Source organism: Pseudomonas fulva (assembly GCF_023517795.1).
Classification (GTDB): Bacteria; Pseudomonadota; Gammaproteobacteria; order Pseudomonadales; family Pseudomonadaceae; genus Aquipseudomonas; species Aquipseudomonas fulva_D.
In genome coordinates this window covers 1,345,181-1,370,765 of record NZ_CP082928.1, presented here as the reverse complement: position 1 = coordinate 1,370,765, position 25,585 = coordinate 1,345,181, and the positions used below count along the sequence as shown (strand labels likewise).

Below are 25,585 nucleotides of genomic sequence, written 5' to 3'. Positions count from 1 at the left end.
GCGGTTGCGGCGTTGTGCGCCTGGCAGAGCCGGGCAGTCCGCTAACGCTGATGGCCAAATTCAATGACTGGCGAGTACCAACTCCTGCAAACGCCTGCCATCGATGGCTCGGCAGATGCCTTCGGGCTTCTGCATCGGCGCGTCCTCGGCGGCGAGCATGGCGTTGAGCACCGCCTCGTCGGTAGCCTGCACGGCGGCCAGATACAGGGCGTCGAAACATTCGTCGTTGAGGTAGTCGAGGTTAAGGCGGGTTTGCGACACCTGCGGCAAGGGCCGTGGATTGGCCACGCTGAAGGCCAGGAAGATATCGCCGGAGTTGTTGCCCCCCGGCGTGCCGGCCAGGGCGATGCCGAGGCCGGCGCGCTGCGCCAGGCGTTTGAGCTGGTGCGGCAGCAGCGGCGCGTCGGTGGCGAGGATGACGATGATCGAGCCGCGCTCGCGCTCCAGCCCGGTTGGTAGCTCGTCTTCCAGACGCTCGCCGACGGGCACGCCGCATACCTTGAGCCAGGCGCGCTGGCCATGGTTGGCCTGCACCAGGGCACCGAGGGTGTAGGTCTGGCCGTCGACTTCGACAAGGCGCGAGGCGCTGCCGGTGCCGCCCTTGTAGCCGTAGCAGATCATGCCGTTGCCGCCGCCGACGTTGCCCTCGGCGATGGCGCCGCCCGTTGCCGCATCGAGCGCGGCCAGTGCATCGGCCTCGCAGACGTGCTGGCCATTGATGTCGTTGATCACCCCGTCATAGGTCTCGGCCACCACCGGCATGGCCCACAGGTGCTCGCGTTGCCAGGCATCGGCGTACTGCTGGATGGTCCAGCGCGCGGCGGCATGGTGGACGATGCCGACGCTGTGCGAGTTGGTGATGCACAGCGGGCCGACGAAGTAGCCGCCGTGTTCGATCCAGTGGGTGCCGGTCATCTCGCCATTGCCGTTGAGCGCATGGAAGCCCGCCCACACCGGCTGCGGCTCGCTATCGCGGCCGCGTGGCAGGATGGCGGTGACCCCGGTCTGGATGCGTCGGCCGTTGGCGGCCACGCCGTTGAGCGTGCGATAGCCGACCAGCACGCCGGGCACGTCGGTGATGGCGTTGTAAGGGCCGGGCGTGCCGGGCAGCGGCAGGCAGAGTTCGCGGGCGCGCGGTTTAGCCATGGGCGTCATCCTTGGAAGTGGCGGGCTTGCGGTTGCGCAGGTACAGGCCGAGGGCGGCGATCAGCAGCGAGGCGATCAGCAGCAGGGTGGCGATGGCGTTGATCTCCGGCTTGATGCCGCGGCGGATCATGCCGTAGATGAACACCGGCAGCGTGGTGGAATCGACCCCGGCGATGAAGTAGGTGATCACCAGGTCGTCCATCGAGATGATGAACGCCAGCAGCGCGCCGCCGATAACGCCGGGCAGGATCTGCGGCAGGGTCACGCGGCGGAAGGTGGTCCAGGGCGAGGCGCCGAGATCGGCCGAGGCTTCCTCCAGGCGCGTGTCCATGCCGGCCAGGCGTGCGCTGACGATCAGGAACACGTAGCTGATCAGGAAGGTGCAGTGGCCGATGATGATCGAGCCCTTGCCCAGCGGCATGCCGACGCCGACGAAGAAGATCAGCAGGGCGATGCCGAGCACGATATCGGGCATCAGCATCGGCATGAACAACAGCACCCGGTAGAACTTCTGCAGGCGGAAGCGATAGCGCGCAATCGCCAGCGCGGTGAGCGTGCCGATCACGGTAGAGATCGCCGTGGTGGTCAGCGCTACCACCAGGCTGGTGCGCAGCGCAGCCAGCAACTGGTCGGTGGACTCGACGTACAGCGCGTTCTCGCTGAGGTTGGTGGACAGGCCGAACAGCGAGCGATACCAGTCCAGGCTGAAGCCGTCCCAGATCATCATGTTGATCGGGTTGCTGTTGAACGAGTAGGCGACGATCAGGCCGATCGGCAGGTACAGGAAGACGAAGAAGGCCAGGCTGTAGCCGCCCAGCAGACGGCGCCCAAGGTTGGCGAGCAAGGCGTTCATCGGCTGGCCTCCTGTGCGCTGTTGCGCCCCTGCGCCAGGACGTAGAGCACCAGGCACACCAGCACCGCGGCCATCAGCAGCATCGCCAGGGCGGCGCCGAACGGCCAGTTGCGCGCGGCGAGGAACTGCTGCTCGACCAGGCTGCCGATCATCAGCACGCGCGCGCCACCGAGCAGCGACGGCACGATGAAGTTACCCAGGCTGGGAATGAACACGATGATCGAGCCGGCGGCGATGCCCGGCAGGGTCAGCGGGAAGATCACCTTCCAGAAGCTCTGCCAGCGGCTCGCGCCGAGGTCGGCCGAGGCTTCCAGCAGGCGTTTGTCGAGCTTCTCGACGCTGGCGTAGACGGGCATGAACATGAACGGGATGAAGATGTAGGTCATGCCGATCAACACCGCGGTCTCGGTGTAGATAAGTTCCACCGGGTTGTAGAGGTCCAGCGCCGCCAGCGCGGTGTTGATCACGCCACTGGGACGCAGGATCAGCAGCCAGGCGTAGAGGCGCACGATCAGGCTGGTGAAGAACGGCAGGGTGATCAGGAACAGGCAGAAGTTGCGCATCCGCTCGGGCTGGCGGGCCACCCAGAAGGCCGCCGGGTAGCACAGCGCCAGGGTCGCCAGCACGGTCAGCGCGGCCAGCTTGAACGAGCGCAGGATGATTTCCAGGTAGACCGGATCGAAGTCCTCATTGGTGCCATCGGCCCAGCCCAGCACGCGGCCGAAGTTGTCCGGGTAGAAGCTCCACTCGACGCCGCCGTAGAGCCCCGGTTCCAGCAGGCTGTAGACCGCCATGATGGCCAGCGGGGCAAGGAAGAACAGGGCGATGATCAGCGTTACCGGGGTCAGCAGGCCGACCAGGCGCAGGCGCTCGTGTATTAGCATCAGGCACCTCCGGGGATCAGGTGCGCGGCCTGAAGGCCGTACCAGAGCTGCACGTTGTCGCCGGTGCGCAGGCGTTGCGGCGTGGCGTCACGCAACACCGCCTTGACCAGGCGCCCGTGGCTGGTGCGCAGCAGCAGCTCGAAATCCTTGCCGATAAACAGCAGTTGCTCCAGGCACCCTTCCAGCGCGGCGAAGCCCTCGCCGGGGCAGTGCAGGTGGAACTGCTCGGGGCGCAGCATAAGCTGGGCGTGCTGGCCGACATGCAGGTCGGGATGGCACGCCTGCAACAGGTCGCCCCCGCTGTCGAGCAGGTAGGCGATGCCGTCGTCGACCGAGCCGACGTGCACGTCGAACAGGTTGCTCTCGCCGATGAAACCGGCGACGAAGGCGTTGGCCGGGCGATGGTAGATCTCCGCCGGAGCGCCGATCTGCTGGATATGGCCGCCATTGAGCACGACGATGCGGTCGCTCATGGTCAGCGCTTCTTCCTGGTCGTGGGTGACGAACACGAAGGCGATGCCCAGCTCGTGCTGCAGGTTCTTCAACTCGCGCTGCATGGCCTGGCGCAACTGGCGGTCGAGGGCCGACAGCGGCTCGTCGAGCAACAGCAGCGCCGGGCGGTCGACGATGGCGCGGGCCAGCGCCACGCGCTGCTGCTGGCCGCCGGAGAGCTGGCCGGGCTTGCGCCGCTCCATGCCGGCCAGGCCGACCATCTCCAATGCCTGCCCCACGCGCTGGCGTTTCTCGGCCTTGGCCACGCCGCGCACGTCCAGGGCATAGCCGACGTTGTCGCCGATGCTCATGTGCGGGAACAACGCATAGCTCTGGAAGACCGTGTGCACCGGGCGACGGTGCGGTGGTACATGGTTCATCGACTGGCCCTGGATCAGCAAGTCGCCGCCATCCAGTCTCTCGAAGCCGCTGATGGTGCGCAGCAGCGTGGTCTTGCCGCAGCCGGATGGCCCCAGCAGGGTGACGAACTCGTTGGCGCCAACGGCCAGGTCGAGCCCGTCGAGGGCGCGTACCAGATGCCCCTCGGGGGCACGGTAGTGCTTTACCGCGCCACGGATCTCGACCACCGGCGCGGTGTGGGTGAAAGCGGTCATGGAGGACTCCACTGATATCGGAGTAATCGCGGCTGAAGCCGCTCCTACAGGGGCTTCAGCCGCGACCTAACTACATAGGCGGACTCAGTTGGCGGTACGCACGCGCGTCCACACCCGGTCGTATTGCCGCAGGCCCTTGCCGAGATCCTCGAAGATCTGCAGCTTGGCCATCACCTCGGCCGGCGGGTTGACCTGCGGGTTGTCACGCAACTCGGCCGGCAGCAGTTTCAGCGCCTCCTTGTTCGGCGTGCCGTTCATCTGCTGCGCGGTGTTCAGCGCGGCGATCTCCGGCTGCAGGAAGAAGCTCATGAAGCGCTTGGCGTTGGCCTTGTTCGGCGCGCTCTTGAGCACGCACATGTCCTCCTGGTACAGGGTCGCGCCCTCCTTGGGAATGACGTAGGCGAGGTTCTGCGGGTCCTGCTTCACGTACATCATGGCGCCGACGAAGTAGTGCGCGGCGGCGGCGTCGCCGGACTGCACCATCGGCACGCTGTCGTAGGTGAAGGCGGCGATCAGCGGCTTGCGCTCGATCAGCCAGTCGGCGGCCTGCTTGAGCTCGCCTGGCTCGGTGCTGTTGACCGACTTGCCGCCCTTGATCAGGCCGACGCCGAGGGTTTCGCGCATGTCGTCGAGCATGATCACCTTGTTGCCGGCCTTGGCCTCGGCGAAGAAATCGTCCCAGCTCTCGATCGGCTTGGAGACCTTGTTCTTGTTGTAGAGAATGCCCACGCTGCCCCAGGCGTAGGGCATGCAGTACTCGCCCTTGGGGTCGGACCTGGCGCGCAGAAAGGCCGGGTCGATGTTGGCGAAGGCGGCATCCTGGTTGATGTCGGTCTTCTCCAACAGACCAAGGGCGGCCATGGTGTCGTGCATGTGCACCGAGGGGAAAACGATGTCGTAGCCGCGGGCGCCGGCCTGCAGCTTGGCGAGCATCTCCTCGTTGCTGCCGTAGGTGTCGAGCGACACCTGGATGCCGGTCTCGGCGGTGAAGCGGGTCAGTACCTCGGGATTGATGTAGTCGCCCCAGTTGTACAGACGCAGTGTTTCGGCGGCCTGGACGGCACCGGTGACGAAGCTGCTGCCGAGAGCGACACACAGGGCGATATGACGCGATGTGAGCATATTCCTGTTCTCCACTGTTAGGGCCGCGCCGGGCGCGGCACTTGCTTATTGCGGCAGGAAGCGCGAGCGTCGACTGCGGGGCGGAAGGCTTCTGGCGGCTCTCTTCACCCAGGCAACGGCCAATCGGCGGCTCTTTGCGTTACGGCTGGAGAGTAGAGTATATTTATTCCAAAGATCAATATCCTGACATTTAAATGTCAGAACGATTTGGCATGAAAGGGAAACGAACATGCTCGATGGCAAGATGCACCACCTGGAAGGCAAGCTGACGCCGGCCGAGCGCACCCTGTGGGCCTACATCCAGGCCAACCTGGAAACCCTGGCGTTCGAGAACGGTGCCAGCCTGGCGGCCAAGAGCGGGGTCAGCCCCAATACCGTCAGCCGTTTCCTGCGCCGGCTTGGCTACAAGGGCCTGAAAAGCCTGAAGGACGAATTGCGCGACGAAGTGCGCGTGCAGTCGTTGCTCAATCCGGCGCTGATCGAACGGGTCGAGCAGCCGGAAGACCTGGTGGCCCACCTCAACGAGGAAATCGAAGCCCTGCGTGCGTTCGCCGAGCTGCTCGGCAGCCAGCACTGGCGTGACATCGTGGCGCGCGTGGGCGATGCCGAGCGGGTATTCGTCTGCGGCTTCCAGACCATTCGCGGGCTGGCCGAGGACTTCGCCAATCGCCTGGCCCTGGTGCGCTCGGGGGTGGAGTTTCTCGACCTCTACAGTGGCGTGCTGGGCCAGTGGCTGGACAGCCACAACCAGCGCTGCTGCGTGATCCTCATCGACATCGCGCCCTACGCCGACGCCGGTATCGCCTTCGCCAACAACTGCCTGCAGCAGAACACCGACCTGGTGGTGTTCACCGACGAATACGGCATCGCCAGGCATATCGACACGCCGCATATCGTCACCATGAAGACCAAGACCGGGCTGATCCTCGAATCCACCGGCGGCCTGACCAGCGCCCTGAACGTGCTGCTGCACTGCGTGGCCAGTGCCCGCAAGGATCAGCTCAAGGAGCGCCTCGGCGCCTATCGTGCGCGGGTGGAAAGCCTCAAGCTTTACCGCAGCTGAGGCGCACGGCTGTTCAGCCATTGGAGGTAGCCCGGGGCGAGCGTAGCGACACCCGGGAAAATGCCCTGGGTATCGCATTGCTCGACCCAGGCTTCGGATGGCGTTCAGCCCGGCTCGCAGAGGTAATCCGCTAACCGCTGGAGCAGCGCATCACAGCCTTGCAGCTGTTCCAGGCTGACGAACTCGTCGGGCTTGTGGCCCTGGTCCATGCTGCCGGGGCCGCAGACCACGGTGGGGATGCCGGCGCCGTCGAACAGGCCGCCTTCGGTGCCGAACGCCACGGTGCCGAAATCGTTCGAGCCGCAGAGCCTGGCCAGCAACCGCGCCGCCTCGCTGTCCGGTGGCGTGGCCAGCCCGGGGTAGGCGCTTAGGGGGTGCAGGTGGATATCGCTGGTGGCGCTCACCGCCTGCATCTTCGGCAGCAGCTGCTCGGCGGCGTAGCGCTGCAACTCGTCCGCCACGCTTTGCGCGTCGAAGCCCGGCAAGGCGCGCACCTCGAAATCGAATTCGCATTCCGCCGGCACGATATTCAGGGCGCGGCCGCCCTTGACCAGGCCGGTCTGCACGGTGGAAAAGGGCGGGTCGAAGCGTGGGTCGTGGTGCTCGGGTTGGGCCAGGCGCGCGCCGATGTCGCCCAGGTGGCCGATCAGCCGCGCCGCGTATTCGATGGCGTTCACGCCATAGGGCGCGTACGCCGAGTGGCAGGCGGCGCCGTGCACTTCGCAGCGCATCGCCAGCTTGCCCTTGTGGCCGAGCACGGGCTTGAGTTCGGTGGGTTCGCCGATCAGGCACAGGGTTGGCTTGTGCAGGCGCTTTTCCAGCTCGGCGAGCATCGAGCGCACGCCCAGGCAGCCGACTTCCTCGTCGTAGGAAAACGCCAGGTGCACCGGCACCTGCAGCGGGCGTTGCACCAGGCTCGGTACCGCCGCCAGCACACAGGCGATAAAGCCCTTCATGTCTGCGGTGCCGCGGCCGTACAGGCGCCCGTCGCGCTCGCTGAGCTGGAACGGCTCGACCGTCCAGGCCTGGCCGTCCACCGGCACCACGTCGGTATGCCCGGACAGCACCACGCCGCCGCGATCCTGCGGGCCGATGGTGGCGAACAGGTTGGCCTTGGTGCCTTCGGCGTTATGGAACAGCTCGCTGTCCACGCCAAAACCCGCCAGGTACTCGCGGATGAAGTCGATCAGCTCGAGGTTGGAATCCCGGCTGACCGTGGCAAAGCCGATCAGCCGCTCGAGCAGGGCGCGGCTGGTGGGCTCATTCATCACCCGGCACTCCGTAGCTTGGCGCGGCAGTCGGGTCGAGGGCGCGGGTCAGGTAATCCTGCAGCTGCGGCCGATAGGCTTGCCACAGGCCGTCGAGCTGGGCGATGGGATCTTCGTCCGCCCAGTCGACGCGCAGGTCGATGATCGGCCAGACCAGATCGCCCACCACCTTGAGCGCCGCCGAATGCACCGGGCCGGCCTCGCCGCCGGCGGCCATCGCCCCGTGCATGGCGGCGAGCAGGCGATCGGCCAGTTGCCCGCTGGCGCTTTCGAAGGCATCCACCATGGCCTGGATCACCGCCTCGCCCGCCAGCAGGTTGCCCGCCGCCACGCACTGCTCGCCGGCCACCGCGTTATACAGCCCCAACGCCTCCTTGCCGCTGAACAGGGCGGTGCGGCCCTGGCTGTCGATCACCGTCACCTGGCGATACTGGCTCCAGCCATTGGCACTCAGGGCGCGCTGCAGGGCATCGCCCGGTTCCAGCGCCTGCTGCTCGAGCAGGTCGAGAATCTGCGGGCCGAGGGCGGGCAGGGTGACGTTCTGGGTGGCCACCGCGCCGACGCCGGCCCGCAGCCAGGGGCAGCGCGCGCCGACGGCAATGCTCGACGAGCTGATGGCGATGCCCAGCTGGCCGGTGTCCGGGCAGCGCCCGACGATGGAAAAGGTCATGCACGCCTCCTTACTGGGCCGGCCAGTCGTCCGGGATCACCGCGATCACGTCGATCTCCATCAGCCACTGCGGCTGGCCGAGGGCCGAGACCACCAGCCCGGTGGAGATCGGGAACACGCCCTTGAGCCATTTGCCGACCTCCTTGTACACCGGCTCGCGGTAGCGCGGGTCGATGATGTAGGTGGTGGTCTTGACGATATGGGACAGGTCGCTGCCGGCTTCTTCGAGCAGCTGCTTGAGGTTCTTCATCGCCTGTTCGGTCTGCGCCTGCGGGTCGCCGAGGCCGACCAGGTTGCCGTCGAAATCGGTGCCGACCTGGCCACGCACGTACACCGTGTTCCCGGCACGCACGGCCTGGCAGAGGTCGTTGTCCAGGGCCTGGTTGGGGTAGGTGTCCTTGGTGTTGAACATGCGGATACGGGTATGGGTGGGCATCAGTTGACTCCCTGCAGGCGGGTGATGGTCGCGTCCGCGTGACGCTGTTCGGCATCGCGATAGGCGCTGTACTTGCGCTGTGTGGCGATATGGTCGGCAACGTGCTTGGCGTCGTGCCACACGCCCCAGATGAACGACGAGCCGCGGCGCGACAGCCACGGCAGGCCGAGGAAATAGATGCCCGGCTCGCGGGACACGCCGCGCTGGTGCTGGGGCTTGCCGTTGGCGTCGAAGGTGTCGGCTTCCAGCCAGCTGAAATCGGTGGCGAAACCGGTCGCCCAGATGATCGAGGTAACCCCGGCCGCGATCAGGTCCAGTTCGCGCAGCGGCTCGCTCATGCACGCCGGATCGGCCGGGATCACGCGCGCCTCGGGTTCTTCCGGCAGGTCCAGGCCGTTACGTTTCACATAGGCGTCCGCCGCATCGAGCAGCGCCAGGTAGTTCTCGTCGCCGCGGCGGATGTTGTCGGCCAGGTCGTCGGCGAACTGCACCACCCCGTCGTCGAACGAGCGGGTCAGGCCGACCAGGGTCATGCCCTGGTGGGCCAGGCGGCGGAAGTCGATGGTCTTGCCGCCATGGGCGCCGCTGACCGCGATGGTCACGTGCTCGCGGCCGGCCTTCGGCGTCTCCAGGTCCCATTCGCCGAGCACGCCGAGCCACCAGCAGAAATCCCGGTTGCGGTAGCTGCGCGGTGGCCGGTCGTGGGCGCCGACGGAGAGGTACACCTGGCGGCCGGACTGCATCAGCTCATCGGCGATCTGCGTGCCCGAGGAGCCGGCGCCCACCACCAGCACGGCGCCGGCGGGCAATTGCTGCGGGTTGCGGTAGTCGGCGGAGTGGATCTGCGTGAGGCGCGCATCCTGCGGGGCGATGGCCGGAATCACCGGGCGCTGGAAGGGGCCGGTGGCGGCCACCACGCGGTTGGCCTCGATCAAGCCCTCGGAGGTTTCCACGGTAAAGCCGGGGCGATTGGCGTTGCGACGAACCTTGTACACTTCCACGCCGGTGCGGATCGGCGCATCGAAGCGGCGCGCATAAGCTTCGAAGTAGGCGGCCACCTGTTCCTTGCCCGGAAAGGCGTCGTCGTCGATGTCGAATTCCAGGCCGGGGAAGCGGTCATGCCAGGCCGGGCCGTTGGCCACCAGCGAATCCCAGCGCATGCTGCGCCAGCGCTCGGCGATGCGTTCGCGTTCCAGCACCAGGTGCGGCACACCGAGTTTGGTCAGGTGCTCGCTCATCGCCACGCCGGCCTGGCCGGCGCCCACCACCAGGGTGTCTGTTCGGGTTGTTTCGACAGCCATCGTTGCGTCCCTCTGAAGGAGGCCGGGCGCCCTCGCCCAGGGATGGCCCTGGCCGGGCGCACGAGCCGTTCGTGCGTTGTGGCCATTGTGTTCAGAGGTGGGGGATAGCGAAATTAGCGTTTTTGTAGTCGTTGCCCAGCAAAAAGCTGGGCATCGCCACCGGGCGGATCAGGCGGGCTGTTCGCTCAGCTTCACGCGGTTGCGGCCTTCGCTCTTGGCGGCGTACAGGGCGACATCCGCGGCGGCGACCAGGTCGGCAGGCGTCTGCATCGTCTGCCCGGGCATGCACGAGGCGACGCCGACGCTCAGGGTCAGGGTGGCGTAGGGCGAGCCCTGGTTGGCGATCGCCAACGCTTCGACATCGGCGCGAATGCGTTCGGCAACCGCCATGGCCGAGGCGCTTTCGGCACCCGGCAGAATCAGCGCCAGCTCCTCCCCGCCGTAACGTGCGGTGGTGTCCGCGCTGCGCCGGGCATGCTGCTTGAGCACCGCGGCTACCTGTTTGAGCGCCTCGTCGCCGGCCGGGTGGCCGTACTGGTCGTTGAAACGCTTGAAATGGTCGACGTCCAGCAGCACGAACGACAGCGGTTGGCGCTGAGCGGCGGCGAACTGGAAGGCCGCGCGCAGCGCTTCGTCCAGGCGCCGGCGGTTGGCCAGGCCGGTCAGGGCATCCTCGCCAGCGATGATCTGCAGCGCGTGGTTGGCCAGCGCCAGGTCGCGGTGCATGCTCTGCAGACGCGCTTCCATCCGCCCCTGGCGACCCAGTGCGCGCCAGATCAGCCAGCCCATGGAGAGCAGGATCACCAGCACGCCGCCGCTCAGCGACCAGGTCTGCAGCGCACGGGTGCGCCAGGCGGCCATCGCCTGCTCCTCGCCCAGCGAGGCGCCTACCAGGATCGGGTATTCGGCGCTGGTATCGAAGCCGTAGATGCGCTTCACGCCGTCGATCATCGCCGTGAGCACCATGCTGCCGCGCTTCACCCCGTCTTCATTGACCGCGCGCAGCACCGGGCTGCGGGACATGTCCAGGCCAGCGTTCTGGGCGGATTCTCGCGACCTGACCAGCAGGGTGCCGTCACGCTTGACCATGCCGATCACGCCCTGGCTGCCGACATCGATGCTGCGGTAGAAGTCCACGAAGTGCTGGACCAGCAGGGTGGCCAGCACCACGCCACGAAACTCGCCGTTGGCGTCGCTCAGGCGCAGCGTCAGGGCAATCACCCAATCGCCACTCAGGCGGCTCTGGATGGGGGCGCCGATGTACAGGCCGGTCACCTGATCGGTGCTGTGTACCCTGAAGTAGTCGCGGTCCTGCGCCGTAAAACGGAGGGTGGCGTTGGGCACCGTGGTGAGCAGCGGGCGACCGCCGGCATCGAGTACGGTGAAGCCCTCCACGTCGGCCAGGATCGCCGACTGGGCGCGCGCCACCTCGAGCACTTCGTGCAGGTTCTCGGCGCCATAGCCGGAAATCTGCAGCTTGCGCTGGATGCCGATCAGCACCGTATGGGCATCACGGATGGTCGACTCCGCCTGCCGGGTCAGCGCCGCCGACAGGTTCTCCATATCGGCCACGTTCTGGCGCAGCGCCTCGCGCCTGTCCCACTCCACCTGCAGGTAGGTGAGCAGCAACACGGCCACACCCACCACACTGGTCATGATCGCGACCAGGCGTCTTAGGTGAGCGATCTTGGAGGTCTGACTCGTCAAGGTACGGGCCTGGCTAGGCTGATTGGGCCCGTATCGTCAGCGTGAGCGGGCACGGCGGATAGGAACGTCGTGCAAATTATGAACAAAGCGACGGGGGGATTGCACGTGGTTTTGCTGCGCGCGGGCACGCAATCGTTTGCCACCGGCAGTCTCCGTTCCGCCCTCCGAACAAGCCGCGGCGCATCGGATTGGCACTCGGCAGAGTGCATCGGTATACTCCGCCAGCCTTCTGGGGGCCTATAGCTCAGTTGGTTAGAGCAGAGGACTCATAATCCTTTGGTCCACGGTTCGAGTCCGTGTGGGCCCACCACCTCTAAAGCCGCGCATTGCGCGGCTTTGTCCGTCTGGATGCGGGATTACCGGCATTCTCCAGCGCTTCTACGCTCACAGCGCCCGGATGCTCAACGCCGGTCAACTGCCTCCTGAGCCTTCAGACTCTGTGCGTTCCTATCCTGTCAGGCCTCTGGAGTGAGCTGGCAAACGATAGCGGGCCCATAGACGATAGAAGGCCTGCACCCATTCACTGCTTTGGTCTTAGTCAACAGTGAACTTAACCACAGTAGGAAAATCTCCTCTGAGGCACACTATCCTGCTCCGATTTACAAGGATGTTTGAAATGGCTAAACCTGCCTCGCGCCTTAGCGATTTGAATGCATGCCCGCGCCCAGGGCATGGCACCAACCCAACCACCAGCGGCTCACCCGACGTGCTGATCAACAATCTACCCGCGTTGAGAGTCGGCGATAGTACCGCCTGCGGTGATACGGTGACCGAAGGCATCGCAAACATTCTGGTCAACGGCAAACCCATTGCCTTTTTAGGCAGCGCCACCGCTCACGGCGGGATCATCATCACCGGCTCGGGCGATGTCCTAGTTGGCACACAGTGGGGCAGTGCCCCGTTCGTCGCGCCTGAAATCCTGCCGAGGCACAGTGAGCAGTACCAACTGGTAGACAGCAATAGCGGTCAGCCTGTAGAGGATGCGCTCTACTGTGTGGAGTGCGCCGATGGCCAACGATTCGTGGGGTATACGAATGCTTACGGCAACACCGAGCGGGTATTCACCCAAGACCCGCAAGCCGTGACCGTTCGCTGGGGCCGAGACGCAGCCACCTACCTCAGGCAAAAGGGCATTAGCTTCTAAGGACAGATGCGATGACAGCACCCCACCAGGGCCAGACCAGCGCCCAACATGGAATACAGCAAATCCCGGTTGCTCTTCAGCAAGACTTCATTACCGTAGTCGGCGCCTCGCACATGACCCTGATGGAGAAGCTGCGTGGCCAGAAAGGCAACAAGATGCGCTTTATCAACCAGGGTATTCGGCAAATTCGCCACTACCCACCCGCAAGCGCAAACGACGCCATCCAGCGTATTTTTCTGATTTTCACCGATGACTACGAACGTTCCTTGCTCGATGCCGTAAAAGAGTTGGTTGAAACACGCTATGGCGCTAAATATCGCGAGCTGGACTCCATCGCCCACTTGATCGACTTCATCAACTTACGCATCAGCAAAAATCGCGAGATCAAGCAGCTCGACCTGTTTGCCCATGGTCTGGTGGGCGCCATCGAGTTTGGTTATGAGTTGGGCAAGGCCGACAGCTATCGTATGCGCGATGCTCAGGCCCGAATGCTCAACCCCGAAGCCTTCGACCTGAGGGCCAAGATCTACTCATACGCTTGCCGGACCGGCCTCGGCATCAATGCAGACGTCTATGTGGCTGAGGGTGAAGACCCATGTTACGAACAAAGCCTGGCTCAACTTATCGCCAACACGAGCAGGGCCACGGTGTGGGCGTTCCCACGGCGCAGCAACTATGACCAGACCTATGGAGATGCTAATGATCGGGCAGGGCTAACTAACGCCCGCAACAAAGTAAACGCCGACGCGCAGGCAATGAGAGCATACAGGCACAGGCTAAACGACTATCACAGACGTTTGGTCGCACACCGGCAGGCCAGCAATAATGCTAGCGCTCAGCTTCCGAATGAGCCCGCTCCCACACCACCTATCAAAACTGCCAGTAAGGAAGATGAGGCACTTACACGCCACGCCAATAGTCGTGATGAGTATGCTCAGTCCATCGGCTACCCATTGGATGCAGAGGGCGCGGTCCGCCCCGTGCGAGCTGGCGACTCACCCACTGGTGTGCCGGCCACTCTGTTGGAATACAAACCGCAATGAAGCGTGTGATATGGAGCATGGTCCTGCTCGCGAGCCTGGCGACCGGGTTCTATCTACATGCCAAGGAGGGCGAAATGCCCAAGAAAATCCAGATGTATTACGGTGGTTTTGAAATCGAAGAAATGTTCGACGCTAGCCAGTGGTTTCTTAGTGGTATGTACAAACCGCGCAATATCGAAGCAGATGGCAGCGCCAGCAATGTCACCATGCTGCGCAGTCAGCCTAAGCCCTTCACTCGCGAACAGGTGGCCGAGCTTCCTTATGCTGCAGCCGAGGCCTTTGACCAAGGCCATCTTGAGGGCATAGATACCCAAGCACTGATACTGAATCCTCCCGACCTCAGCCAGCGCATTCGCTATGCCTTCAGTGCATTCGCCGAACCCAACAAGCCCGAGGACTACTACTACCTCTATCTGGAGCTAGCGGGCAGACGCTTTGCCATCACGTTTTCGCGCGACGCCCAGACGGGCGGCAATCTCACCGGCAAGAGTGCCAAGGAAATAGTCGGCGATTACGCTTCGCAGGCCATACACCGGCAAGCCTTTGCCGAGATAGACGCGCGCGAACGTAAAGCGCGCTGACCGCACTCAGCACCATCACCCAGGGACAGGGCTCAGCATGAACAAACGCCGACTTACGCTGCTCGCTATCGCCGCATTGCTACCGCTGCTAGCCCTGTCACTGTATGCCGCAGGCACTCGCGTAAATCCTAACAGCCAACATGCAGTCGGCGAGCAACTGGATGCGCTCAATGGCGTGGCCATTTACTACAACGGCGGGGTCAATAGCGTCCAAGGCCGAAACCTGAGCGCGGACGGTTACAATCTCGGCCTGCGTTACCAGTGTGTCGAGTTCGTCAAACGCTACTACTTCGAGCGCCACGGCCACCGTATGCCCGACACCTACGGCCACGCCAAGGACTTTTTCGACCCCCGCCTTGACGATGGCAGCCTGAACGCCAAACGCGCCATGCAGCAGTTCCATAATGGCAGCAGCGAACCACCACAGGCTGAAGACCTGCTGGTATTCGCTCCGTCATTGCTTAACCGTTACGGCCACGTCGCGATCATCGCCAGCGTCGGCAGCGGCACCCTGCAAATCGCCCAACAAAACCCTGGCCCCTTTGCCAGCTCAAGGGAAGACTTACCGTTGGTCCAGCGTGACGGCCGCTGGTATATCGAACAGGCACGGGTACTCGGCTGGCTACGCCTGCCACCCGCAGAGCAAGCAGTACTGCCTACATCTCTGTGAACCCAAACGCTTAATAACGAGTCGAGCAGCACCATTGGGGCTACGTCACCTTGACGGGGCGCCTAATGTCTCCCTTTGTTGCTGCGTGTTGGTTTCTTCGGCTCATTGAATGAGCCGAATAACGCGCCTAATCGGCTCATGCAGTGATAGAGCCGGAGCCATCGACCCTAGAACTATGGTCGCAACCCCCTTGAGTCATTGACGGCAATTAGCCATTATCCGCGCCAGTGCCAGGCTTTTGGATTTCGGCACAGCTGCACGCCCTGCAACCGGGCGCTCTGCAAGTCGCTCGGCTCAAGGAAGAAAATGGATTACAGCCCTATTATCGGCCAGGTCTGGGGCATGCTGGCCTGGTTCATCCCCGCGGCCCTGCTGATCGGCCTGCTCAAATCGCCATGGGCCAAGGGCCATATCGGCGAGCTGCTGGTGCGTTTCTTCGCCCACAGGCAACTGGATGAGCGCACCTACCGCCGCCTGCATAACGTCACCCTGAATACGCCTGACGGCACCACGCAGATCGACCACGTCTTTCTCTCGCCCTACGGCATCTTCGTGCTGGAAACGAAGAACATGAGCGGCTGGATCTTCGGTAGCGAGAAGCAGGCGCAGTGGACGCAGAGATTTCGCAAGCGCAGCTTCAAATTCCAGAACCCACTGCGGCAGAACTACAAACACCTCAAAGCACTGGAAGCCACCCTAGGCGTCAGCCCCGAGCATCTGCACTCGGTCATCACTTTCGTTGGCGGCAGCAGCTTCAAAACCGAAATTCCGGCTAACGTGACCCAGGGCATCGGCTTTATCCGCTATATCAAGTCATTCCAGCAGCCGCTATTCAGCGAGGCTGAAGTCGACGCCATGCTGCAAGCCCTGCAAACCGGCCGCCGCGTGCCGACGCTCGCAACGCACCGCGAGCACGTGCAGAGCCTGAAGCGTCGTAACGACCTGAATGCCGAGCGGCAATGCCCGAAATGCGGTAATACTCTGCGGATTGGCACGGTGAAGACGGGGCCGAAGTCGGGACAGCAGCTTTGGGAGTGTTCGGGGTTTCCAAAGTGTCGGACGATGCAAAGTCTTTGAGAGATAGAATCAAGGGACCAGCGTTAAGCACGCGCTCGTAAATAAATCTGCCCCCCATTTCCTGATAAGCCAAAATCTAACTGCACGAGAGTCATAACAGTGTTATGGAATTTAGCGCCAGATGGCGTCCCACTCATGCTGGGAATTAAGAGCCACCATTCGACTTTGTTTACTTCTATTAAAGGATTATGGCATGAGCATAAAGACTGAAGCGCAGGAGCGCTTTTTTGTTCAATATCCTGAGCAGCAAAAACTAGCTAATGCACTAAATGAAGCATTCGACATCACTTTTGGAAATCAGCATGGCGGCCAATATATGTGGCTCTGTGCTGCAAAAAAAAGTGTAGGCGAGCGTTTCGGTCTACAAAAAGAAGTTATTCTTCTGTATTCTCCTCACTCTAAAACCGATGCTCGAACATTAACAAATCTTGAGAATATCTCAAAGTCCCCAGACTTTCGCCACAGGGTTGACAAAGTTGTAGCGTTAATTATCCATGAGGGTGACTCTGAAGCGACTGCTGATCTTTTGAAGCAGACGAACGATTGGATTATTGTAGCGATTCAGGCAGAGGAGCTTAAAAACCCACAGCGTGGAGATTTCTTTATTAGGTCAAGGCTGGCTGAGAGAATAGGTACCTTCGATCTTTTCGGCATGTCGTCCCCAATAAAGAATGATAAGTATTTCTATGGCAGAGACCCGCTTGTTCAAGAAGTGGTGCAACGCATATCGCGAAGAGAAAATTCAGGTATTTTCGGTCTTCGCAAGACAGGGAAAACGTCTGTTCTCTACGCTCTTCAAAGAAGACTTGCCGGAAAAGATTATTTAGTGGAGTACATCGACTGCCATGGGCCTGGTATATATGGAATGCGCTGGTGGCAGCTTTTACAAGAGTTATCTTATCGCCTATGTCAAAGCATGCTATCAATATATGGCAAAAAAATAATAGACGAAGGAGGTTACACTAAAAACTTTGCGGCCAATGATTTTAATAGATTGATTAAGCGACTTTTTGGATTCAAGCTATTCAGCCAGATTACTTTTCTTTTTGATGAGGTTGAATTTATAACTCCCGGACTTAGCAATAGCCTTGGCCAGCACTGGGATGAAGATTTTGTCCCGTTCTGGCAAACGATTCGCTCTGTATCTCAGGAAACTGAAGGGGCTCTAGTCTTTATTGTTGCCGGGGTTAACCCTTCAAGTGTCGAACACTCCCATTTTGACCACATTCAAAACCCTATATTTCAGCTAGCAGTCCCCTATTATCTTGAAGCTCTCGGCCGACCAGATGTAAGGGATATGGTGCGATCAATAGGAAAATACTCTGGTCTCACATTTAATGAAAGTTGCTATGATCATCTGCAGCAAATTTATGGCGGTCATCCTTATTTAATACGGCTAGCATGTAGCGAGGTTGAAAGAAGCCTAGGAGACGTCCCCGTTGATAAAAAAATAGAAGTCACGGAAGATAACTTTAAGACGCAACATGAAACCATCCGAAATAGAATTTCCCAGCCGATAAAAGATATATTATTGTCACTCGTATGGTGGCACACCGACGAGTATGATTTACTACATCTTCTAGCTGAAGGTAATAAGGAATTCTTTTTGGATTTCCTTAAAGAAACACCTGAAAAAGCTATACCTTTTGTGAGGTACGGCCTGGTTCATCAACATAGCGGCGAATTTGCCATTCGTGACCTCAAAGACTTTTTGGTCACCTATGGTGATGAGTATAAAAAAGCAATTTCCCCATTCAAAAGAGGGGATTTGCCGTTAGAAGCCTTACCTGAACAAGCAAACCTGGAAGATCTTTCGCTACTCTTCGAAAAGCGAACCGAAATCGAAGTTGGGCTCAGAAAATTTATATTAATGCTCTTAGGCTTTAAGTATGGATTTGATGACAAGCTTATCTCCGATCGAATAATTTCCTGTTTGAAGACGCGCCCCGGAAAGCTGGACAACAGCCAGCTTTTTGTAGGCCGGAGGCCTCAAGATGCAATAAACGAGCTTTTTCTATCGGATCTTAAACCTATTTTCAAGGCTAACTGGGAAGACTTTGGTCCAACTTTCGAAAAAAAACTAGATCGATTTGATATGAATATGGACACTATAAATATCGCTAGGCGTTATGAAGCGCACGCTAAACCCGTACCTGTAATAGATAGAGACGAGTTCCTGAATAGCTATTCATGGTTCTACACGAGGCTGAGTAAAGTTCCAGGTCTGCTATAGTCATTAGAATAATCAGGAATAATCAGGGACAGACCACGGTTTACGGCCGTAAGCTGTGGTCTATCCATCGACAATCAGCGGAATCGAGAAACAGATTTATTTTCCTCTGGTAGTGCTACACCGCTCTGGATGCGCCACTTCCCGATGCCTTAGCTCTTCCCTTTGTCCCCATCACTATCATCAGACAACTCATCCTCAAAGCGCTGCACAAAGCTGCTCAAGCTAGTGCCCAGCACCTGACAAACATCCCGCAGCTGTATCAGGTCCAACCGGCGCAGCCCGCGCTCTACGTCGCTGACAAACGACTGTGGGCGGTCAAGCGCTTTGGCGAAGTCGCCCTGGGTCAGCCCCGCCTCGACCCGGCACTGTTTGAGCAATTTCAAGAAAACTAGGTTTTCGTCTCGGTAAACCGACTTTTCCACAGGAGGCGCATCCGTCCGTTGACAGGACAGGTACGGTATATCTAATCTTCAGTTATCTGATTTTCAGATATTTAGCTTTAGCCAATGGAGGCCTTATGGAAGAAGCCCTTACCCCCACTGTACTGATGCGCCATCGCCGCCCATTGCGCGGTGTGATGATCGATCGCCAGCCCTGGGTCTGTGCCCGCGAGTTCGCGCGGTTGCTGGGGCATCGCCACCCGGAACGGATCTGTCGGTTGATGGATGCCGACCAAGTGCGGGTGGTGCATTTTCAGCTGGCCAGTGGGCAGCTGGAGGCGGTGGAGGTGCTTAGCGAGTCGGGTATGTACCGGGCGTTGTGGCGCTTTTCGCATCCGGAAAATCGGCACCTACGCCGTTGGCTTAGCCAGGTGGCGTTACCGGCGCTGCGCGACAGTGAGGCGAGGGCGGATCAAGGGCCATCCCGATGCCTGATGGTCTGGGGGAACCAGCAGGTCAATCTGCTGGAGTGGCAGGGGCAGTTGTGGATCGCGCTGCACGAGTTACCTCGCTTTCATCGGCAGGCACACCTAGCGCCACGCGAGTTTCCATCATGGTTGGCGCGCTGGTGGCGTGGACGTTTCCGAGCCAGGACGGCGGGCTGACAGCCACCTATCGGGGCATGGGCCTCGATTACCTCTCGCCTGCATACAGATAGGCACCGGTTCGTTAGCCGAACCGTGGACAGTTCTTCAGCCGCACGCCTTATAGCCGTCAACAGATCGACATGCATTTGCTGATCGTTTTCGTGCTCGCCATCGAGCACGTCAGTTTCCCTGAACCTTTCCCACCCCCATCCAGTCGGCTCTAGAACCGTCGCGTTTCGCGGCGCCGACACAGGATGCGTGTTATGCGAGACCGCACCAGCAGGATCGCCACCTCACCACTGCACGTCGAACAGTTATGGCAGCGTTACCAGCGCGTACGCGCCGCCAGTGAGCGGCTCTGCGAGCCGCTGGAGGCCGAGGATTATGTGATCCAGAGCATGCCGGACGTGAGCCCGCCCAAGTGGCATCTGGCCCATGTCACCTGGTTCTTCGAGGCCTTCGTGCTGCAGCCGTTCCTGCCGGGCTACCGCCCACTGGACGAGCGCTACGACCATCTTTTCAACTCCTACTACAAGACCCACGGCACGCCCTTCGAGCGGGCGCGGCGGGGGCTGTTGTCGCGGCCGACGGTGAGCGAGGTGTATGCCTATCGCAGCCATGTCGATCTGGCCATGGAGCAGCTGTTCAGCGAGCGCGGAGGTGAGCTGCCCGACGAGGTGCTGCAGCGGGTCGCGCTGGGGCTGGAGCACGAGCAGCAGCATCAGGAGCTGCTGCTGATGGATATCAAGCACATCCTGGCGCAGAACCCGCTGCGGCCGGTTTACCGGCATGACCTCAAACCGGGCGGCGCGGCGGCCAGCGAGCTGCGCTGGACCGAGTTTCCCGCCGGGCTGCGTCAGGTCGGTTTTAGCGGTGAGGGCTTCGCCTTCGACTGCGAGCGGCCGCAGCATCGGGTGTTCCTCGAGGCGTTTCAGCTGGCTAATCGGCCGGTGAGCAATGGCGAGTATCTGGAGTTCATCCGCGACGGTGGTTATCGCAGCACGGCGCTGTGGCTGGCGGACGGCTGGGATCATATCCAGCGCGCCGGCTGGCAGGCGCCGCTGTATTGGCAGCGCGAGGGTGATGACTGGCTGGAACTGACCCTGGGCGGGCCCCGCGAGCTGGATCTGGCTGCGCCGGTCTGCCACCTCAGCTACTTCGAGGCCGAGGCCTTCGCCACTTGGGCCCAGGCGCGCTTGCCCCGCGAGGAGGAGTGGGAAGTCGCCGCCCAGGACGAGCCGCTGTGGGGCAATTTCGTCGAGAACGATCACCTGCAGCCGGTGGCGGCGGGGCAGGGCGATGGCCTGCAGCAGCTGTATGGCGATGTGTGGGAATGGACCGCCAGCGCCTACCGGCCGTACCCCGGCTTTCGTCCGCTGGGCGGCAGCCTGGGCGAGTACAACGGCAAGTTCATGTCCGGGCAGATGGTGTTGCGCGGCGGCTGCTGCGCCACGCCGGAAGACCATGTGCGGCCCACCTATCGCAACTTCTTCTACCCCACCATGCGCTGGCAGTTCTCCGGCCTGCGCCTGGCCAAGGAGCTCTGAGCATGGCACTGGCAATCCGTACCCAAGCACAATCCCTGAGCCCGGAAACACAGGCGCTGCGCGAGGAAGCCCTGCGCGGCTTCGCGGCCAGCCCGAAGGCGATGTCGCCGAAGTTCTTCTACGATCACCGCGGCTCCCAGCTGTTCGAGCTGATCTGCCAGCAGCCGGAGTACTACCCGACGCGCACCGAGGAAATCATCCTGCGCCTGTCGGCAGGCGCCATCGCCGAACTGGCCGGGCGCAACGCCAGCCTGGTGGAGTTGGGCAGTGGCGCCAGCCGCAAGATTCGCCTGCTGCTCGAGGCCCTGCGCCCGGCGCGCTACCTGGGCATCGATATTTCCCGCGAGTTTCTGGATATCTGCACGCGGCGCCTGGCCGCCGACTACCGCTGGCTGGACGTGCATGCGCTGTGCGCCGACTTCAGCCAGCCGCTGAAGCTGCCCGCCGAGGCGCTGGGGCAGCGGCCGCTGGCGTTCTTTCCGGGTTCCAGCATCGGCAATTTCGACCCGGATGAGGCGCGCGGCTTTCTGCGCAATCTGCACCAGGCGTTGCCGGCCGGCAGTGGCTTGCTGATCGGCGTGGATCTGGTGAAGAGCCGCGAGGTGCTGGAGCGTGCCTATAACGATGCGGCCGGGGTCACCGCGCTGTTCAACCTCAACCTGCTCGAGCGCATCCGCACCGAGCTGGACAGCGATATCGACCCGCGGCGCTTCGAGCACCGGGCGTTCTACAACGAGCAGGCCTCGCGCATCGAGATGCACCTGGTCAGCCGGCAGGCGCAGCAGGTGCGCATCGAGGATCAGGTGTTCGACTTCGCCGCCGGCGAAACCCTGCACACCGAGAACTCCTACAAGTACACGCCGAGCGGCTTCTGTGCCTTGGCAGGCGAATGCGGCTTTGCCTCGGTGGCCATGTGGCGCGACCCGGCGCAGCTGTTCAGCGTGCATTTTCTGCGTCGCGAGTGAGGGGCGCGTCGGCAACCAATGCGCGGCGATGGTGTCTGTAAGCATCGGCACGGCGGGCCCGGTCACCTTCGGGCGCTGCGCCGACTGCACATACACTCGAAAAGGATGCCAACTTTGCAACGCTTGCTAACCCTCGTCACCCTGTCCGCCCTGATCGCCGCCTGTGGGCAAAGCGCGCCGTCGGAGTCGGAAATATCCAAAACCTTGGCCGACAGCATTTCCCGCAAAGGCTGCGCCACCTCGACACTGTTCAAGAGCTTCCCGATTCCGCCCTCCCTGGCCAGCAGCAACGGCGCTATTACCCGGCCATTCGAGGACATCGGCTTTATCGCGCAGAGCGCCGATGGCTACCAGCTGACCGAGAAGGGCCAGGCCGAGTACGACGCCGAACGCTCCGGCTTCTGCTACACGGACAGCTACCAGATCAGCGACATCGAGGTCATCGGCGAAGATGCCGAGGGCGACCTGCCGCCGGCCCTGTCCGGCGCCTGGACCGTGAGCTTCACCCTGGCCCCGGCCAGCGTCGATGAGTGGGTCAAGAACCCGGCGATCATCGAGGCGGCGAGCCGTGCGTCGCTTGAGAAAATTGTCGAACCGCAATCTTTCAACGTGCGCGTGGCCAGGGAGAAGGGCAAGGACGAGCTGATCGTCGCCGATCCGAGGTTCAGCTTCAGCCCGGGTATCCATTTCAATATGGGCTGGTAAGGCGGCCAGTGAACCGGGGGCGTCGCTGCCATGGTTCGCCGGGGCGTATCCAGGCCGCCAGCACTACGCCCGCAGCGAACGGTCCCGCGCCTTATCGCGCCAGTCTGTGAACCAGTGCTGGCGCGCTTGGCTAGATGACCTTAGTCTGAGCCCATGACCCACACGCCTCCCATCCTCGAACGATCCGCGCAAGAACGCATCATCGTGGCCGATGATCACCCGGTGTTCCGCGACGGCTTGAGCCGTATCGCGCAGCGGGTGTTTCCCCATGCCTGCATTCTCGAGGCCGGGGATATGGACGAGGTGCTGACCCTCGCCGCTGCCGGGGCGCCACCGAGCCTGTTCATGCTCGACCTGCTGTTCCCCGGGCAATCGCCGGAGGCCATCGGTGCCTTGCGTCAGCGCTTCACGCGCAGCTCCATCGTGATCGTGTCGATGGTCGACAACCGCGGGTTGATCGACGAGGTGATGGCGGCGGGGGCCGATGGCTTTATCGGCAAGGCGACGCCGCCCGACGAGATCGCCGAGGCGTTGCAGGCGGTGCGTGACGGGGAATTCGTGCTGACCCTGGGGCCGGCCGGCGTGCCGGCTTTTGCCGAGTCTCGGCACCTGCTGGAGCAGCTGACGCCGCGGCAGCAGGACGTGCTGCGCCTGCTGGTGCGCGGCCTGGCCAACAAGGAAATCGCCCGCGAGCTGGATATCTCGCCCTTTACCGTGCGCATCCATGTGTCGGCGCTGATGCGCACGCTGGATGTCAGCAGCCGCGCCGCGGCGGCGGCCATGGCGGCCAAGGCGGGGCTGCGCTAGGCCGCCCGCGCCTTGAGTTTCAGCGCTACCAGCAGGGAGCGCAGTTCGGCCGGTTGCACGGGTTTGGAGAGGATCGGGATCTGCTCGTCGCCCACTGCTTCCTGCACCCGGCGCACGTCGTGGCCGGTCATGATGATGGCTTGCACCTGGCGGGCGGCGAGGGCGCGCACATGGGCGATGCAGTCGGCGCCGGAGGCCTCCAGGCCGAGGTCGAAGTCGGTCACCACCAGGTCGATATCCGCCGCCACGTCGGGCAGCGAGGTATGGGTGTCGACCACGCAGCCCCATTTCTTCAGCAGGGTGGCGGTGGCCAGCAGCACGTTGTGGTCATCCTCGATCAGGCACACGCGCAGGCCGTCGAGCATGCTCGGCGCCTGGGACCTGGTCGGTGGTGCTGCTGTCTGCCGGGCGGGCGCGCTGACCAGCTGCAGGCCGTCGATGGCGGCCAGGGTGCCTTTGCCCTCCACCGAGCGGATGCGCACCTGCAGGTTCATCAGCGTGCCCAGGCGGCGCACGATGGTCAGCCCCAGGCCCATGCCTTCCACGTCGCTGTCGCGGGCCTGGCGTACCCGGTAGAACTCCTCGAAGATGTTGTCCAAGTGCGCCTCGGCGATGCCACGGCCCTTGTCGTAGAGCTCGATGGAGAGATGCGCGCCGCGCCGCCGGCAGCCGATCAGCATGGGCTTTCCCGGCGCGTACTTGAGGGCGTTGGTGAGCAGGTTCTGCAGCATGGTGGTCAACAGGCCCTGGTCGGCGTGCACATGGACGTCCGGGCAGTGCAGGCGGATCTCCACGCCGGCCCAGCGCGCGGCCTCGAGGTTCTGCTGGATCAACTGGCGCAGCAGGCCCTGCAGCGGCAGGGGCTCCATATGGGCGACCACCTTGCCGCTGTCCAGCGAGTACATGTCGAGGATGGTGCGGAACAGCCGGGCGACGCTGTTCAGGGACTTGTCGATGTTCTCCACCAGGCGGTGCTGCTCGCCGTCCAGGCTGCTGTCGCGCAGGCAGGCGGTGAACAGGCTGATGGAGTGGATGGGCTGGCGCAGGTCATGGCTGGCCTGGGCGAGGAACTGCGACTTGGCGCGGTTGGCCGCCTGCTCGGCTTCGGCGGCCAGGCGCGAGCGCTTGAGCAGGGCGTGCATGTAAGCCGGCACCATCAGGGTGGTGAGCAGCAAGGTGACGATCAGGTAAGGCTGCGACTGCCAGTAGGCCGAGATGCTGGCAATGATCAGCAGCGACAGGGTGGCCAGCACGGTCGCCAGCAGCAGGTAGCTGGAGCCGTAGCGCAGGCCGTAGCCCACCGTGACCCAGATCAGGATGGCGTAGACCGGCAGCATCGGTTCGCCGCCGATACCGATCGTCAGGGTGATGCAGGTGTAGTCGCTGAGCATGGTCAGCACGCGGCGCACCGGGTGGTTGCCGGGGCGCCGGCGGATATCGATCCACAGGGCCAGGGACGCGGCCAGGAACAGGCACTCGAGCAGCAGGATCCAACCGGCCAGCGTGGGGTCTATGGCCGAGCGCAGGTGCATCAGCAGGGTGTAGCCGATGGCGATCGGCGCGATGATCAGGCGTACCACCGCCTGGGCGCGTTCGACATCGTATTGTGGAGATGCGGTGGCCAGCATGACGGTTCCCTGTGCGCTAACGCGGATATCCGCCCACCATAGGCCGCCGCCGCTCGGTGGTGCAAGGCGCGCGTGGGGTGCAAAGTGCCTCTAGCACACCCGTACTATTCCGCCGCGCAGGCACGCTTCCTAGAATCCCCGCCATCGCTTCGGCACCAGGCCGGAGCCCAGTGATCGAGGGAACAGACATGAGTATCAAAGGAACGCTTGGGGCTCTGCTTTTTGTCCCAGTACTGGCCACACTCGCCGGGTGCCTGCCGCAGAACACGCAAAGCCAGGGGCTGCATAGCTCCCAGGTGGCCAATGGCGCCGCACCGTGCACGCCGAGCACCTCCGACAGCCTGATCTCCACGGGCCGCAGCCTGCTGAGCATCGCCAACTCCGTGCTGGAAACCCAGCAGAGCATGCAGGGCAACTCCACTACCTATGCCCAGCGTATGGATGCCGCCGAGAAGGCTCAGCGCGTCAACCAGGGCAACGACGTGCTCAACAACGTCGAAAGCATGACCGCCGGCCTGGGCGCAGGTTCGCCTTGCACCGCGGCAGTTGCACCGGCCGCGGCATCGCGTTGATGGAAGCGGCCTAGCCGCGCAACCCCGTTG

General features: G+C 62.4%; 25 protein-coding genes and 1 tRNA gene. 14 read left to right on the top strand and 12 right to left on the bottom strand.

The genetic code is table 11. The features are described 5' to 3' along the window. Positions 1 to 60: 60 nt before the first annotated feature. The 5 genes from K8U54_RS06215 to K8U54_RS06195 form a co-directional block, all read right to left on the bottom strand. The gene (locus tag K8U54_RS06215) at positions 61 to 1,146 is read right to left on the bottom strand and encodes a P1 family peptidase (RefSeq protein ID WP_249909327.1); all 1,086 of its coding nucleotides are present in this window, start codon (positions 1,144 to 1,146) and stop codon (positions 61 to 63) included. After that, a complete protein-coding gene (locus K8U54_RS06210; protein ID WP_249909326.1) occupies positions 1,139 to 1,999 on the bottom strand; it encodes an ABC transporter permease in 861 nt (286 codons plus the stop codon). The genes K8U54_RS06215 and K8U54_RS06210 overlap by 8 nt, the downstream gene beginning before the upstream one ends. Next, positions 1,996 to 2,883, bottom strand: a complete 888-nt coding sequence (locus K8U54_RS06205) for an ABC transporter permease (protein ID WP_249909325.1) — start codon at positions 2,881 to 2,883, stop codon at positions 1,996 to 1,998. The genes K8U54_RS06210 and K8U54_RS06205 overlap by 4 nt, the downstream gene beginning before the upstream one ends. After that, positions 2,883 to 3,989, bottom strand: coding sequence for an ABC transporter ATP-binding protein (locus tag K8U54_RS06200; protein WP_249909324.1), 1,107 nt, complete (start codon positions 3,987 to 3,989; stop codon positions 2,883 to 2,885). Before K8U54_RS06200 ends, K8U54_RS06205 begins: the two co-directional genes overlap by 1 nt. 84 nt (positions 3,990 to 4,073) lie before the next feature. Beyond that, a complete protein-coding gene (locus K8U54_RS06195) occupies positions 4,074 to 5,111 on the bottom strand; it encodes a polyamine ABC transporter substrate-binding protein (RefSeq protein ID WP_249909323.1) in 1,038 nt (345 codons plus the stop codon). A gap of 229 nt (positions 5,112 to 5,340) precedes the next feature. Between K8U54_RS06195 and K8U54_RS06190 the strand changes: the two genes are divergently transcribed. Next, a complete protein-coding gene (locus K8U54_RS06190) occupies positions 5,341 to 6,174 on the top strand; it encodes a MurR/RpiR family transcriptional regulator (RefSeq protein ID WP_249909322.1) in 834 nt (277 codons plus the stop codon). A gap of 104 nt (positions 6,175 to 6,278) precedes the next feature. Here K8U54_RS06190 and argE read toward each other — a convergent pair whose 3' ends face one another. The 5 genes from argE to K8U54_RS06165 form a co-directional block, all read right to left on the bottom strand. After that, positions 6,279 to 7,442 carry an acetylornithine deacetylase gene (gene argE / locus K8U54_RS06185; protein WP_249909321.1) on the bottom strand — a complete coding sequence of 388 codons (1,164 nt, stop codon included), beginning with the start codon at positions 7,440 to 7,442 and terminating at the stop codon, positions 6,279 to 6,281. Beyond that, positions 7,435 to 8,112: a DUF1028 domain-containing protein gene (locus tag K8U54_RS06180; RefSeq protein WP_249909320.1), complete on the bottom strand. Its 678-nt coding sequence runs from the start codon at positions 8,110 to 8,112 to the stop codon at positions 7,435 to 7,437. The genes argE and K8U54_RS06180 overlap by 8 nt, the downstream gene beginning before the upstream one ends. A gap of 10 nt (positions 8,113 to 8,122) precedes the next feature. Then, the gene (locus K8U54_RS06175) at positions 8,123 to 8,548 is read right to left on the bottom strand and encodes a RidA family protein (protein ID WP_070884426.1); all 426 of its coding nucleotides are present in this window, start codon (positions 8,546 to 8,548) and stop codon (positions 8,123 to 8,125) included. After that, on the bottom strand, positions 8,548 to 9,849 hold the full coding sequence (locus K8U54_RS06170) for a flavin-containing monooxygenase (protein ID WP_249909319.1): 1,302 nt from the start codon (positions 9,847 to 9,849) through the stop codon (positions 8,548 to 8,550). The genes K8U54_RS06175 and K8U54_RS06170 overlap by 1 nt, the downstream gene beginning before the upstream one ends. Before the next feature lie 168 nt (positions 9,850 to 10,017). Continuing rightward, positions 10,018 to 11,505, bottom strand: coding sequence for a GGDEF domain-containing protein (locus tag K8U54_RS06165; protein WP_249909318.1), 1,488 nt, complete (start codon positions 11,503 to 11,505; stop codon positions 10,018 to 10,020). A gap of 284 nt (positions 11,506 to 11,789) precedes the next feature. On the opposite strand from K8U54_RS06165, the gene K8U54_RS06160 reads away from it, so the two are divergent. The 7 genes from K8U54_RS06160 to K8U54_RS06130 all read left to right on the top strand — a co-directional run bounded on the left by K8U54_RS06160 (position 11,790) and on the right by K8U54_RS06130 (position 18,304). After that, positions 11,790 to 11,866 (top strand) — tRNA-Ile (locus K8U54_RS06160). 306 nt (positions 11,867 to 12,172) lie between these two features. Then, positions 12,173 to 12,700, top strand: coding sequence for a PAAR domain-containing protein (locus K8U54_RS06155; protein WP_249909317.1), 528 nt, complete (start codon positions 12,173 to 12,175; stop codon positions 12,698 to 12,700). An 11-nt stretch (positions 12,701 to 12,711) separates the two neighbouring features. Further along, on the top strand, positions 12,712 to 13,743 hold the full coding sequence (locus K8U54_RS06150; protein WP_249909316.1) for a hypothetical protein: 1,032 nt from the start codon (positions 12,712 to 12,714) through the stop codon (positions 13,741 to 13,743). A gap of 74 nt (positions 13,744 to 13,817) precedes the next feature. After that, positions 13,818 to 14,324: a hypothetical protein gene (locus tag K8U54_RS06145; RefSeq protein WP_249909315.1), complete on the top strand. Its 507-nt coding sequence runs from the start codon at positions 13,818 to 13,820 to the stop codon at positions 14,322 to 14,324. Between the two features lie 37 nt (positions 14,325 to 14,361). Further along, positions 14,362 to 14,994, top strand: coding sequence for a CHAP domain-containing protein (locus K8U54_RS06140; RefSeq protein ID WP_249909314.1), 633 nt, complete (start codon positions 14,362 to 14,364; stop codon positions 14,992 to 14,994). 306 nt (positions 14,995 to 15,300) lie between these two features. After that, positions 15,301 to 16,071, top strand: a complete 771-nt coding sequence (locus K8U54_RS06135; protein ID WP_249910407.1) for a nuclease-related domain-containing protein — start codon at positions 15,301 to 15,303, stop codon at positions 16,069 to 16,071. 193 nt (positions 16,072 to 16,264) lie between these two features. After that, positions 16,265 to 18,304: a hypothetical protein gene (locus tag K8U54_RS06130; RefSeq protein WP_249909313.1), complete on the top strand. Its 2,040-nt coding sequence runs from the start codon at positions 16,265 to 16,267 to the stop codon at positions 18,302 to 18,304. A gap of 149 nt (positions 18,305 to 18,453) precedes the next feature. Here K8U54_RS06130 and K8U54_RS06125 read toward each other — a convergent pair whose 3' ends face one another. Next, positions 18,454 to 18,726 carry a helix-turn-helix domain-containing protein gene (locus K8U54_RS06125; protein ID WP_249909312.1) on the bottom strand — a complete coding sequence of 91 codons (273 nt, stop codon included), beginning with the start codon at positions 18,724 to 18,726 and terminating at the stop codon, positions 18,454 to 18,456. Between the two features lie 95 nt (positions 18,727 to 18,821). Between K8U54_RS06125 and K8U54_RS06120 the strand changes: the two genes are divergently transcribed. From K8U54_RS06120 to K8U54_RS06100, 5 genes are all read left to right on the top strand, one after another. Further along, complete coding sequence (locus tag K8U54_RS06120; RefSeq protein WP_249909311.1) at positions 18,822 to 19,349, top strand: BRO-N domain-containing protein; 528 nt, start codon at positions 18,822 to 18,824, stop codon at positions 19,347 to 19,349. A 245-nt stretch (positions 19,350 to 19,594) separates the two neighbouring features. After that, positions 19,595 to 20,878 carry an ergothioneine biosynthesis protein EgtB gene (gene egtB, locus K8U54_RS06115; RefSeq protein ID WP_249909310.1) on the top strand — a complete coding sequence of 428 codons (1,284 nt, stop codon included), beginning with the start codon at positions 19,595 to 19,597 and terminating at the stop codon, positions 20,876 to 20,878. 2 nt (positions 20,879 to 20,880) lie between these two features. Next, positions 20,881 to 21,843, top strand: a complete 963-nt coding sequence (egtD, locus tag K8U54_RS06110; RefSeq protein ID WP_249909309.1) for an L-histidine N(alpha)-methyltransferase — start codon at positions 20,881 to 20,883, stop codon at positions 21,841 to 21,843. Positions 21,844 to 21,957: 114 nt separating this feature from the next. After that, positions 21,958 to 22,548, top strand: coding sequence for an acyltransferase (locus K8U54_RS06105; protein ID WP_249909308.1), 591 nt, complete (start codon positions 21,958 to 21,960; stop codon positions 22,546 to 22,548). Positions 22,549 to 22,701: 153 nt separating this feature from the next. After that, on the top strand, positions 22,702 to 23,355 hold the full coding sequence (locus tag K8U54_RS06100; RefSeq protein WP_249909307.1) for a LuxR C-terminal-related transcriptional regulator: 654 nt from the start codon (positions 22,702 to 22,704) through the stop codon (positions 23,353 to 23,355). Here the strand turns inward: K8U54_RS06100 and K8U54_RS06095 are convergent. Then, positions 23,352 to 24,983: an ATP-binding response regulator gene (locus tag K8U54_RS06095; RefSeq protein ID WP_249909306.1), complete on the bottom strand. Its 1,632-nt coding sequence runs from the start codon at positions 24,981 to 24,983 to the stop codon at positions 23,352 to 23,354. The genes K8U54_RS06100 and K8U54_RS06095 overlap by 4 nt on opposite strands. A gap of 188 nt (positions 24,984 to 25,171) precedes the next feature. On the opposite strand from K8U54_RS06095, the gene K8U54_RS06090 reads away from it, so the two are divergent. Further along, positions 25,172 to 25,555, top strand: coding sequence for a hypothetical protein (locus K8U54_RS06090; RefSeq protein WP_075929268.1), 384 nt, complete (start codon positions 25,172 to 25,174; stop codon positions 25,553 to 25,555). Positions 25,556 to 25,585 lie beyond the last annotated feature (30 nt).